This is a genomic window from Mesobacillus maritimus, from assembly GCF_044803185.1.
Lineage (GTDB): Bacteria > Bacillota > Bacilli > Bacillales > Cytobacillaceae > Mesobacillus_B > Mesobacillus_B maritimus_B.
Genome location: NZ_CP085225.1, coordinates 4,677,713 through 4,690,227, shown reverse-complemented (window position 1 = coordinate 4,690,227; position 12,515 = coordinate 4,677,713). Strand labels below are relative to the sequence as shown.

Sequence of the window (12,515 nt, the reverse complement as noted above, 5' to 3'; positions counted from 1 at the left end):
TTCAATTAAAAAATTTTTTAGTGAGTGAAAGTATTTCTAGACAATTCCTTTGTGTGCTGGAGGTGTATACATGATAAATGACTATCCTATTGAGTACTATCAATTTTTTATTAAGTTTAACGAGGGTGATTATTACACTTGTCACGACCTTTTAGAAGATATGTGGATGGAGGACAAGAGTAATTTGTTTTTAAAAGGGCTTCTGCAAATGAGTGTTGCTATTCACCACTATAGCTATGGAAACGTTAAAGGAACCAGGCTAATGATGAGAGTGGCTCATGAATATTTGCAACCCTACCGACCAAAACACTGGGGTCTTGATCTTGAGACAGTTATAGAGTATATCGAATACTGCCTCTTTATTATACCAGATGATGTAGATAAAGTTTCTTTTTCTGAAATTGAACGACTGCCAGCTTTGCGACCATTATTCTTATATTTAGAAGATGATTAGTAACTCGAAATATTTTTCTAGGTCAGATATAATAGGAGTATCTATTTGGAGGTGAATCATTTGTTTAATGTGAAAAATGAGGTCGATTTAAACACAACTCATGAATGTCTAGTGATTGGTGTATTTCACAAGACGACGAGTTTAAATGGGATTCTACAAGAGTTGGATCAACGGTTTGATGGAAATATCATCAATTTGCTTAAAAGCGGAGATATTTCTACGAAGAAAAAAGCAATCTCTAAAGTACATACATTAAATAAAATCGGTGCAAAAAGGCTCTACTTTGTTGGTCTAGGTACAGAAAAAGAATTTTCGTTTGAACTACTACGCGAAGCATTTGGACGTTTATTCAAGTCATCCAAAGCGGAAAAGTGGACAGAAGCGGCTTTTGTTCTCGATACCTTCACTGGTGAGAAGGTTGAGACGCTAGATGCTGCACATGCGTTAGGGGAAGCGTGTGCAATGGCAACGTATCAATTTGAAGGGTATAAGCAAAAATCTAATGAACCTGAAAAGAAAATTGAACAGCTTACGATTTACTCTTCGATGCTCGATGAAAATGAAGTAGGCGCTGCCCTTTCGGTAGGCTATGTGTACGGCCAAGGGGTCAACTCTGCACGGACGCTTGTTAACTTGCCTGGCAATATGCTGACCGCAACGGATATGGCTGACTATGCTACGAACCTTGGTGAAAAGTATGGATTTGATGTAGAAATTCTTGATAAAGCAGAAATTGAAAATCTTGGTATGGGCGCGCTACTGGCCGTAAACCAAGGGTCAGAGGAGCCACCAAAAATGATTGTCTTGAAATATCAAGGCAAAGAAGAGTGGAAGGATGTTATTGGCCTTGTTGGGAAGGGGATAACCTTTGATACACGTGGTTATTCTTTAAAGACGAAGACAGGGATAGTTGGAATGAAAACCGATATGGGTGGTGCTGCAGCAGTTCTCGGGGCAATGGAGATCATTGGTGAGCTAAAGCCAGAGCAGAACGTAGTAGCTGTGATTCCTTCTACTGATAACATGGTAAGTGGAAAGGCATTTAAACCCGATGATGTGATTACTTCGATGAGTGGAAAGACGATTGAAGTGTTAAATACAGATGCAGAAGGCCGTCTTGTGCTTGCAGATGCTGTCACTTACGCTAAGCATCATGGAGCCAATTTTCTAGTTGATGTGGCGACACTAACTGGGGGTGTGATTACTGCACTCGGTCTTGATACAACGGGAGCTTTTACCAATAATGAAGCTTGGTTTGAACAAGTTTTGGAAGCCTCCTATGAAGCTGGTGAACCAATGTGGAGGTTACCTATATTTGAGAAGGACAAAGAGAGAGTACGTGGTAGTAAAATTGCTGATTTAAATAATTCTCCAGGAAGTGAAGGCCATGCCATAATGGGAGCTGCCTTCGTTGGTGAATTTGCAGAATCAACCCCTTGGGTTCACCTGGACATCGCAGGAACATCAGGAACAAGGAAAGACCATGACCTTGGTCCAGTAGGAGCAACAGGCGTTATGGCAAGAACACTAGCTTTACTAGTAGAAAGATTTGAACCTATTTCATAAAAGCAAGGAACGTTTCTCTTGCCTCCTAATTGGAAGCACAAGAAACGCCCCTTGCTTTTTTTATGGTAAAAACCAATTGACACTTTCAATAAAGGTATGCTATTTTAATACATGTATTTTAGTTCTCTACCATTTTACCAAACTAAAGGATATAAATTACTAATTTGCTAGCAAAGCATCTTATGAGGAGACAACTATGAACGCTGTAATTATTGCTGTTGGTGTTATGCTTGTTTTAAGCTTATTACGAGTTAATGTCGTTTTATCCCTTATTGTCGGTTCGCTTATAGGGGGATTGACGGGAGGATTAGGGCTAGAAAAAACGATTGAGGTTTTTGCGAACGGTCTAGGGGGAAGTGCAGAAGTGGCATTAAGTTATGCCTTACTTGGTGGTTTTGCAGTTGCGATATCGGCTGCAGGTTTGCCAAATGCACTTGTTGATTGGATGCTCGGTGTAGTGGCCAAAAATGGGCAACAGAAGGCGAAAACCTATTCTAAAATCATGATCATTTCGTTTATTTTATTAATGGCCATTTTTTCACAGAACTTAATCCCAATTCATATTGCTTTTATTCCAATCCTAATTCCACCGTTACTGTTTATCTTTAATGAGTTAAATATCGATAGAAGACTAATTGCTTCTGTGTTAACTTTTGGCTTAGTCACGCCGTATATTTTGCTTCCAGCTGGATTCGGTGCGATTTTCCATGGGATCCTCCAAACAAATATTGCAGACAGTGGGTTAGAGATTGCGGCAAGTGACATCCCGACAGCGATGCTCCTTCCAGCTGTGGGGATGTTGGTTGGATTACTAGTAGCGGTCTTTATTTCCTATCGGAAGCCAAGAACGTACGTCCAAAGTAATAAAATGGAAGTAAAAAAGGGGTCTTATACAAAAAAAGGAATCATCTTTTCAATCTTGGCGATTATCGCTGCCCTTGCTTTACAATTAATCACTGAGTCTATGATTATTGGAGCATTGGTTGGAATTGTGGTTATCTATATAAGTGGGACGATTGAATGGCGTGAGGCTGATAATCTTCTTACAGAAGGCATGAAAATGATGGCTTATATTGGTTTTGTCATGCTTGCGGCTTTTGGTTTTGCCGATGTATTAAAAGAGACAGGACATGTTGCAGGGCTTGTTGAGTGGGCTGCGGGTACCATTGGCAATAATAAAGCTTTAGGAGCTTTCATGATGCTTGTTGTTGGTTTGCTCGTGACAATGGGGATTGGTTCCTCGTTCTCGACTATCCCAGTCATTGCGACCATCTTTGTTCCCCTTTGTATGGAGCTTGGATTTAGCCCGATGGCGACGATTGCAATCGTGGGAACTGCTGCTGCACTTGGAGACGCTGGTTCACCAGCATCTGATAGTACACTTGGACCCACAGCAGGGTTAAACGTAGATGGACAGCACAACCATATATGGGACACATGTGTTCCAACCTTTACACATTATAATTTCGCGCTCATCCTTTTTGGTTGGATTGCAGCGATGATCTTATAAGGCTGTTTCCGTAAAGATTGATTGTTAAAATCCTAAAGCTGATTTTAACGCAAGGTAACATATTTTGTACGTTTTAGTAGGTTTGCTGCTCTTTTCTCATAATTTAAAAACTACTTTGCAGTGAAACAAAGCTTCATCCATCCCTTTTGAATCCCAAAGCAACAAAGTTTGAGAAAAGAGCCTTTTATAAAGTGGTCAAAATTGGAGTTTCTCCTTTTTGCTAGTTGTATGCCCACTCATAAGCTAGGTCATTTGCATATGAAATAGGGAAGGCATTGTAACTACAGAAGGAGGTAAGCCTATGTACGGTATGAGAAACCCGCACAATCGATTTATTGGCGCACCATTTTTATTTGGAGGACCGTTTATTGGTGGAGTCTTAGGGGGATTATTAGGAAGTGCTATAATAAGACCTCGACCATACCCAATTTATCCACCAGTTCCAGTCTATCCACCATATCCATATGGATACGGCTACGGCTATGGCCCTTACCCTTACAGATGAATATAAAAATATTGAAAGCAGCCGATTTCATAGTAACGGATTCTGTTTTGAAGTACAAAGTATGAATTAACATTGCTTTTCGAATCGTAATTCGCACTAGAATTAAAAAGCAATTTGGCAAGTAAATCAGCAAAGAAAAATGCTTGGAGACAAATTAAATGCTCCAAGCATTTTTTATCCCAAATAAGCACCGGTTCATCGATTTCCAAATCTTCAAGAATTGCCAGGCGATAAGCTATTAAAATAAGGGGAGAAATTCCTCTTATTTAGGAAATTACACGAAAAATAGATGAAATAGAGGGAAAGATTCCCGCTATTTACTCGAAAAACATGAAAATGGACCATTTTGGTCTCCCTTAACGGGAAAACTCCCCTTATATCCCCCGAACCGAGCCCTATTCTGCAGGTTAACGGGAAAAACTCCCCTTATTTAAACAATCAGTGGTTACTCAATTAAGGATAAGAAAGAATATCTGCTTCATGTATCTGCCTCTCAGACATCAACACCCACACTCTGCTAGTTAATATCATTTGTAGCACACCAATTGGTACAACAATTAGCATGCGAATTTTAATGCCGACAAAAACTTATGACACCTTGTTAAAGGGGTTCGAAATTCAGGGCGGATTTACCGTTTATTTTATTAAACCCCATATATATCAACAAAAAAGAAGCAGTGTAATTCAGTTGCGAACAGGACTGCTAATTGGTATGCTAAATTAGTTTTTGTATTCGAAATCCGAACCCGTTAATTTCATAGGGGCTGTTTTTTTTCTTTAGAAACAAATTTCTTAGTCGAGATCCTCGTTTTTTGTCCGAATTCTGTAGAACTTGTAAAATGAAAGAGGAAATTTGTAAAATATACCGAAATGATAATTATCACTATGAAGAGTGTTGACAAGAAACAATTGTAGAAGGGAGAAGAGAAAATGAAGGTGGAAAAAACACTGTTAAATTCTCTAGGAATCGAAATTGTTGAACTACAAAAGGGGAAAGTCATCGCAACTATGCCAGTTGATGACCGGACAAGACAACCGTTTGGCTTGCTCCACGGCGGGGCGTCCGTAGCGCTAGCTGAAACGGTAGCAAGTGTAGGTGCTTATGAGCTTGTTGACCAATCAACCGAAGCGGTAGTGGGTCTTGAAATAAATGCAAACCATATTCGCGCCAAACGTGACGGTTTAGTTACAGCAACAGGGACTGTTCTTCATCAAGGAAGAACAACAATGGTTTGGGAAATAAAAATCGCGGACGAAGATGGCAAGCTAGTATGTATTTCACGATGTACAATTGCCGTCATTAAACTTAATCGTTAACAAAAAAACACGGGTGATACCCGTGTTTTTTTATGGGCCCTTAAAGCTCTTGATTCCTAACCTATCAATTGAATGTCAAGGAGTCCTTTTAACTTATTTTCATGAAAACTGGCAGGTACAAGCTTTAAAAAATGATTACGAATCGAACATAGGGCAGGTTTATCAATTTGGGCAATACTTTGTAGTCTTTTCATTTCTGTTGACACTGTTTTTGTGCGAATTAATCGCTGTCGTTCATATTTTATAAGACTTTCATGAAAGGGTTTCCCGCTTTTCATACACATGGCTAGGTACATCGCGTCTTCAATTGCTTGGGATGCTCCTTGACCTAAATGGCTAGGAACAATATGTGCAGAATCCCCTAGTAGTAGGACCCTACCATATAGATATTGCTGTAAAGGCTTTAGCTCAACTAACTCCTTTCGAATGATGTTTTCATCTTTGACTTTTTCCAAAATCAATTGGATGGGTTCATGATAAGAGAAGAAGTTAAAGAGGAGATCCAATGAAGCCCATTTCTCGTACGGATCTTTCTTTCCATCTGAATTTTTAACTGCATACCAATAAAGCTTTTTATTAGGCATAGGAGCGATTCCAAATCTCCCCCGTGGTCCCCAGGTTTCGCTATACCCGAGATCGCTAATATCTTCATCAACCTCCAATAATCCTTGCCAGTAGGTTTGGTTGGAAATGGCTATATTTGATGATGAAAGTTGCGACCTTATAAAAGAGTAGCAACCATCACATGCAATCAGATAATCCGTTTCGATTGTCGTCCCATCAAGAAATGATAATTGGATATTATGCTTGGATTGTTTAAAATGAACCAATTTTTTTGCATAGTGCAAGGTTTCGGAATCCAGGGAATCGGCTAGGATTTTATAAAAATCTTGATGAAGAATAAAAAGAAAATTTGAAAAATCATGTCGCGAATGATAAGAAAAATCTACAATGGTTTTCCCTGATTCTGATAAAATCGTACAGTTGTTAGAGCTAATCGCGGTCTTTCTAATCCGATCACCGACCCCGATATAATCAAGAGCTTTTAAGGCATTGCCACCAAGAATCATCCCTGTTTCTGAAGTGCAAGGGGCATCTTCCTGTTCAAAAACCTTAACATTAATTCCAATTTTCTGTAAAATCAAAGCCGAGCATAATCCGCTAATACCACCACCAATTATAATAACTCTTTCACACGACATTGTAGACTCTCCCCTCAGGACATTCACTAATCTAACTATACGATACGGAAGATAATCGGGGATATGGATAAAATTCGAACACGCAATAAAATCAAGTCATTTCCTTTAAATGTCATAATTCGTTAACAAAGAAAGCCACTAATCAATGATTAGTGGCTCTTTGTTAGATCGATTTGCTTTGTTTCATTTTTTTTCGATCTCTTTCTAATTCGTCAGTAACACTTTGATCAGCTAACTTAATCCCAGAGTTATAGGCAGCGCGGCCAATCAAGTGACCGCTTACTGGTGCTGTCATAAAGACAAATAGCATCGCAAGTACTAGCCGGGAATTAAATTGACCCTCAAAAAACATAAAATATAATAATGTTCCGAGGAGTATCGTTAATACCCCCAGAGTTGTGCTTTTTGATATTGCATGATTTCGGGTATAAACATCAGGAAATCTAATGGCTCCAATTGTCGCAACTAGACTTATGATAGCCCCGATAATGATAAACAGTCCTACAATAAACTCAAATATTCCTGTCACGTTCCAAAATCACTCCCTTCTCAAGATACTTGGCAAAGGCAACAGTACCGATGAAGGCAAGAATTCCGATTAGTATCAAGATGTCAAGAAATGCACTGGTTCTTAGGATAATGGATAAAATCGCGATTATCCCGATAAGATTTATTCCAAGACCGTCAAGAGCAATCACTCGATCAGGTGTGGTGGGCCCTTTGATGACACGGTAAACAAGACCGACCATAGCGATGGAAATACAAAGTAGAGCGATGTAGAGTACAAAAGTAAACATTACCTGCTCACCTCCATGATCGCTTTTTCAAATGTATTCTTAATACCATCAACTGAATCCTTAACATCATCAATATTAATGGCATGAATATAGAGGACTTTATTGTCGTCTGATACTTCGACCGTCAATGTTCCTGGTGTTAGGGTGATGAGATTCCCTAGCAACATAATCTCCCAATCCTTTTGTAAAACCGTAGGAAGAGCGAATATTCCAGGTTTTATATCCATCTTTGGCTTCAACACATGCTTTAAAACATTCAAATTTGATAATAGAAGTTCCTTTATAAAAAGGAAAAACAATTTGATCACAGACCAAACGCGGTGAAGATAAAACCGATCAGGAAAGTAGCTTCTAAAAATGAAAAGGATAACTAGACCCCAAAAATAACCGACCACAAATGCCGCTGGGGTAAAGCTTGTTTTAAAGAACATCCATAAAAATGCTAGAAAAAAATTAAGTAACATCTGAAATGCCATAGTCCACTACTCCTTTAAAACTGCTTTAATATAGATTTCCGGATTACTTAGTGTCTCGGCAGCAGTCGAAATGATTGGATATATGGCCTCTGTCCCGAGTCCATAAAGAACGGCGCAAATAGTTAGAATCACAGGAGCAGTTAGCAACCATCTTACAGGCAGTTTCTCTTTTGGTGTATACTCACGAGCTTCTCCCCAAAAGCCATTAATAAAGATTTTCATGACAGAAAAGAGAACGAATAGACTCGATAGCAGAACGATGCCTGCCCCCCAATAATTCCCTGCTTCAAACCCAGAGCGCACAATCAAAACCTTACCGATAAAACCACTAAGTGGGGGAATCCCACCTAAAGTAAGTGCAGCAATAAAGAAAGTCCAAGCAAGTCCAGGATAACGGTGAATCATGCCACCCATTTCTTTCAAATTGCTAGTACCAGCGATTTTAATCATGATACCGATTAGCAGGAATAAAGCCGCTTTAATGATCATGTCATGAATAAGATAAAAGATTGAGCCTGTAAGGGCCTCTTGTGTAAAGGTTGATACTCCAAAAAGAATAACCCCAACAGCAACGATTATGTTGTAAATGATGATTTTCTTAACATCAGAGTAAGCGATTGCCCCGATTACACCGATGACAACGGTAATGATGGATAGAATTTCAAGTAATCCATGTGTATAGCCCACATCTTGTGTGAAAAACAGGGTATAGGTTCTTGTAATGGAATAAACCCCTACCTTAGTTAACAAAGCACCAAACAATGCCATTATAGGGGCTGGAGGTGCGTAGTAGGCGCCAGGGAGCCAGAAATAAAGCGGGAAAATAGCTCCCTTAATCCCAAATACAACTAAAAACAATACGGCGATGACTGTGACAATTCCGGATTGACCCAACTCATGAAGTCTCAATGAAATATGAGCCATGTTCAGGGTACCAACGATTGAATAAAGATAAGCAACACCGGCGACGAACAATCCAGAAGAGATGATATTCACAAGTAAGTATTTGACCGTCTCTCTAAGCTGAATTTTCGTTCCACCCAATACTAAGAGAACATAGGATGCCATCAACATGACCTCGAAGAAGACGAACATATTGAAGATATCACCGGTTGTAAATGCCCCATTAACACCCAGAATCAAGAAGAAGAATACAGGATAATAATAGTGCTCCTCCCGTTCTTTTCCAATCGATCTGAAGGAGTATAGCAGACATACAAAGGCAATTAAGCTTGTGGTCAGGACAAGAAGTGATGACAGCATATCTGAAACGAGTGTGATTCCAAACGGTGCTTCCCAGTTGCTTAAATGCATCGTTTGGATTCCAGTTGTATAAACAGTTGCAGCTAGAGTAACAGCAGCGATTATCGTTAAGACAGAACCTATTGTCGCAATCCAGCGTTGAACGGGTACATTCTTCGCAAAAAAGATGAGGATAATCGCTGTGAAAAATGGTATGAGTAACGGTAATGTGATTAAACTATTCATTTCCTTCCTTTCCTCTCATGAGTTCCATATTGTCGGTACCAAGCTCTTGGTAGCTCCGATAGGCAACAACCAAAAATAATGCAGTGATTCCGAAGCTAATAACAATGGCTGTCAAAATTAAAGCTTGTGGAAGTGGATCTGTATAGGCTTCAGCATGCTGCCCAAGAAGGGGAGCAGCCCCGGTTTTTAAGCCACCCATCGTTAATAAAAGCAAGTGAACCCCATGACTTAGCAAGCCAGTTCCAACAATAATTCTGAGTAAGCTTTTGGAAAGCATAAGATATGTGGCTGACATAAAGATAATTCCAACAAGAAATGCCATTAAAATTTCCATTATTCGCTCTCTCCAATCGTTTGAATAATGGTCATCGTCACGCCAACGACGACTAAAAAGACTCCTATATCAAAAAGAACGGCTGTATGAAGGGACATTTTCCCTAACAATGGGGGATGAACGTAGGTAAACCAGTGGGTTAACATTGGTTTATCAAAAAAGAGTCCCCCTGCTGCGGTCCCTGCTGAAAACAGAAGCCCTATTGCCGTAACCTTAATAAAGTTAAACGGAAGGATCTGTTTGACCGTGTTAATGTCATAAGCGATGAGCAGTAAAACAATTGCACCCGATGCCATTAGGCCCCCTATAAATCCTCCGCCAGGTTCGTAGTGACCGGCAAAAAACATATAAACCGAAAATAAAAGGATGATGAATACAATCACCTTTGTTGCTGTTTGTAAAATGACATTATTTGTTTTCATCCCTGTTCTTTCCCCCTTGTTAGCCGCAGTTTGATCAAGGAGAAGATTCCAAGGGCAGCAATTCCGAGAACCGCAATTTCAAACAAGGTATCAAAGCCCCGGAAGTCCACAAGGATTACGTTCACCATGTTTTCTCCGCCAGCCTTTTTATACGTATTTTCAATATAGTATTGAGAAATCGAATCAAATGCTTTACTGCTGTGTGCAGATAGAGCAATTAAGGTTACGACGATTCCGACTCCAACAGAAATGATGGCATTGCCAATTTTAAATGTTCTTTTCTCTTCGTGTCTGCTTATCTTCGGTAAGTGGTAGAAAGCGAGAAGGAAGAGGGCAACCGATACGGTTTCAATAACTAACTGCGTTAAGGCTAAGTCTGGTGCCCTGAATATCGCATAGAACAGTGATACCGAATAACCAACCGCTCCTAGTAAAATGATGGAGGTCATCCGTGATTTGGCAAAGAGAATAGAAATCGAACCGATTGCAATTATTGCCACTAATACAACCTCAAAAGCTCGGATTTCCGCAACAGTCGATGTATCGAGTATGAATGCGTTTTTAACCACTAAGGTAGTACCAAGACTGAGTATGAAAAACGCAAAGATATACATTAGATAGGTGCGAATTGAATTCGTCATATAGGCATTGGTAAATGAATTGGCTCCCCTTTGAATCATGGCCAATCCATTATCGTAGGCGGCGTTAAAAGAGAACCTTTCCGGCATTCTTGTATAAACACCTGTCCATTTTGACATGTATTTATATAGAAGAACCCCTACAATCACTACGCCAATCGTCATCCAAAGTTCGGTTGAATCGAACCCATGCCAATGGTAAATGTGAACATCAAATTCCAAACCTTCATCAATAAGTTGTGGCAATATCGAACCCATTACCCCCTTAATTAATGGAGCAACCGTGTTAGGGAAAAGCCCAATAAGCACAACTAATGAAACGAGAATAACAGGAGAAATTAGCATTCCGATTGGTGCCTCATGAGGCTTTACTTTTAATTTTTCAGGTTGGAATTTACCTGTGAAGGTCTTGAACACAATAATCATACTGTAAATGAAAGTAAATACGCTAGCTACCCAAGCCAAAATTGGGAATATGAGGCCAAACGTATCCATATTGAAAAAGCCAATTTCCTGTGCACGAAGCATACCTGTAAAGAACATTTCCTTACTTAAGAAGCCATTAAACGGCGGTAGACCTGCCATAGAAAAGGCCCCGATGACGGCTATCGTAAAGGTGATTGGCATGATGGTCATTAGGCCGCCAAGATTCCGGATGTCTCGTGTACCTGTTTCATGGTCTACAATTCCGACCATCATAAACAGACTGCCTTTAAATGTAGCATGGTTTAGTAAATGGAAGACAGCTGCAGTTACGGCTGCGGTATAAAAACCAGCATCGATACTTGGATAATGGAGTGCTGCCGCCCCGATTCCTAATAGCGACATTATGAGCCCTAGCTGACTAATGGTCGAATACGCTAATATCCCCTTTAAGTCGGTATGTCTAACAGCAGAGAATGAGCCCCAGAATAAGGTGATAATCCCGATTCCAGCTATAAGCCAAATCCAAAGTCCAGAAAAAGCAAAGATTGGAGTTAAACGGGCAACTAAATAAATCCCCGCCTTAACCATTGTTGCAGAGTGTAAGTAAGCACTAACAGGTGTTGGTGCTTCCATCGCGTCCGGTAACCAAATATGAAATGGAAACTGAGCTGATTTTGTAAATGCACCCAGTAAAAAACAAATCAGTGCTGCAGCGAACAATTCGTGGGTAACAATCATTTCAGCAAGCCCAATTGATTCTGAAATACTAAATGTTCCCGTCATTAGGTAAAGGAGAAGGATTCCCCCTAACATGGATAAGCCACCAAACACCGTAATGAGCATTGACTTTTGCGCACCGTAGCGAGACCGCTCTCGATGGTTCCAATAACCAATCAATAAAAAGGATGAAAAGCTAGTTAGTTCCCAGAATGCGTATAAAACGATTAGGTTGTCCGAAAGTACGACCCCTAACATCGCTCCCATGAACAAAAGCAAATATACGTAAAATTGGTTTAGTTTTTCTTTTTCTTTTGATAAATAATAAATGGAATAAAGAACAACAAGCGCCCCAATTCCTGTAATAAGCAAAGCAAACAATAACCCTAGACTATCCACCCTTGCCGTGAAATCAATTCCAAGTGATGGAATCCACGATAAAGTTTCCATCGTTGCTTGCCCTTTTATAGCTCCGGAGAGGAAGGATAAAAAATAGACAAACAATAAAATTGGAAGTGGCAGGAGAAACCAGCCAGTGTGAATTTTTGGGAAAGCTTTATGTACTAAAGGAATAAAAATGGCCAATATCAATGGTGAAATAATGGCGAGATGAAGCAAAGACAAATGTATAACCTCCTTTAAATAATTAGTTTCTGTTACACT

Annotated in this window: 13 protein-coding genes; 5 read left to right on the top strand and 8 right to left on the bottom strand. The window is 39.8% G+C overall.

The window, feature by feature from the left end; all coding sequences use genetic code 11:
- Window positions 1-73: 73 nt before the first annotated feature.
- The 5 genes from LG336_RS22785 to LG336_RS22765 all read left to right on the top strand — a co-directional run bounded on the left by LG336_RS22785 (window position 74) and on the right by LG336_RS22765 (window position 5,352).
- Complete coding sequence (locus LG336_RS22785) at window positions 74-454, top strand: DUF309 domain-containing protein (RefSeq protein WP_404333263.1); 381 nt, start codon at window positions 74-76, stop codon at window positions 452-454.
- Between the two features lie 60 nt (window positions 455-514).
- Window positions 515-2,020, top strand: a complete 1,506-nt coding sequence (locus LG336_RS22780; RefSeq protein WP_404329727.1) for a leucyl aminopeptidase — start codon at window positions 515-517, stop codon at window positions 2,018-2,020.
- A gap of 196 nt (window positions 2,021-2,216) precedes the next feature.
- Window positions 2,217-3,530 carry a Na+/H+ antiporter family protein gene (locus tag LG336_RS22775; RefSeq protein WP_404329726.1) on the top strand — a complete coding sequence of 438 codons (1,314 nt, stop codon included), beginning with the start codon at window positions 2,217-2,219 and terminating at the stop codon, window positions 3,528-3,530.
- Between the two features lie 301 nt (window positions 3,531-3,831).
- Window positions 3,832-4,035 (top strand): hypothetical protein, encoded by a 204-nt coding sequence (locus LG336_RS22770; RefSeq protein WP_404329725.1) that lies wholly within the window; start codon window positions 3,832-3,834, stop codon window positions 4,033-4,035.
- A 930-nt stretch (window positions 4,036-4,965) separates the two neighbouring features.
- Window positions 4,966-5,352: a hotdog fold thioesterase gene (locus LG336_RS22765; RefSeq protein WP_404329724.1), complete on the top strand. Its 387-nt coding sequence runs from the start codon at window positions 4,966-4,968 to the stop codon at window positions 5,350-5,352.
- A 56-nt stretch (window positions 5,353-5,408) separates the two neighbouring features.
- Here LG336_RS22765 and LG336_RS22760 read toward each other — a convergent pair whose 3' ends face one another.
- The 8 genes from LG336_RS22760 to LG336_RS22725 form a co-directional block, all read right to left on the bottom strand.
- Window positions 5,409-6,554 carry an FAD-dependent oxidoreductase gene (locus LG336_RS22760; protein ID WP_404329723.1) on the bottom strand — a complete coding sequence of 382 codons (1,146 nt, stop codon included), beginning with the start codon at window positions 6,552-6,554 and terminating at the stop codon, window positions 5,409-5,411.
- A 163-nt stretch (window positions 6,555-6,717) separates the two neighbouring features.
- The gene (gene mnhG, locus LG336_RS22755; protein WP_404329722.1) at window positions 6,718-7,083 is read right to left on the bottom strand and encodes a monovalent cation/H(+) antiporter subunit G; all 366 of its coding nucleotides are present in this window, start codon (window positions 7,081-7,083) and stop codon (window positions 6,718-6,720) included.
- Window positions 7,067-7,351 carry a Na(+)/H(+) antiporter subunit F1 gene (locus LG336_RS22750; RefSeq protein WP_404329721.1) on the bottom strand — a complete coding sequence of 95 codons (285 nt, stop codon included), beginning with the start codon at window positions 7,349-7,351 and terminating at the stop codon, window positions 7,067-7,069. Before LG336_RS22750 ends, mnhG begins: the two co-directional genes overlap by 17 nt.
- The gene (locus LG336_RS22745; RefSeq protein WP_404329720.1) at window positions 7,351-7,827 is read right to left on the bottom strand and encodes a Na+/H+ antiporter subunit E; all 477 of its coding nucleotides are present in this window, start codon (window positions 7,825-7,827) and stop codon (window positions 7,351-7,353) included. The genes LG336_RS22750 and LG336_RS22745 overlap by 1 nt, the downstream gene beginning before the upstream one ends.
- Before the next feature lie 6 nt (window positions 7,828-7,833).
- On the bottom strand, window positions 7,834-9,315 hold the full coding sequence (locus tag LG336_RS22740; protein ID WP_404329719.1) for a Na+/H+ antiporter subunit D: 1,482 nt from the start codon (window positions 9,313-9,315) through the stop codon (window positions 7,834-7,836).
- The gene (locus tag LG336_RS22735) at window positions 9,308-9,649 is read right to left on the bottom strand and encodes a Na(+)/H(+) antiporter subunit C (RefSeq protein ID WP_404329718.1); all 342 of its coding nucleotides are present in this window, start codon (window positions 9,647-9,649) and stop codon (window positions 9,308-9,310) included. The genes LG336_RS22740 and LG336_RS22735 overlap by 8 nt, the downstream gene beginning before the upstream one ends.
- Complete coding sequence (locus LG336_RS22730; RefSeq protein WP_404329717.1) at window positions 9,649-10,071, bottom strand: Na(+)/H(+) antiporter subunit B; 423 nt, start codon at window positions 10,069-10,071, stop codon at window positions 9,649-9,651. The genes LG336_RS22735 and LG336_RS22730 overlap by 1 nt, the downstream gene beginning before the upstream one ends.
- Window positions 10,068-12,476, bottom strand: a complete 2,409-nt coding sequence (locus LG336_RS22725) for a Na+/H+ antiporter subunit A (protein WP_404329716.1) — start codon at window positions 12,474-12,476, stop codon at window positions 10,068-10,070. Before LG336_RS22725 ends, LG336_RS22730 begins: the two co-directional genes overlap by 4 nt.
- Between the last annotated feature and the right edge of the window lie 39 nt (window positions 12,477-12,515).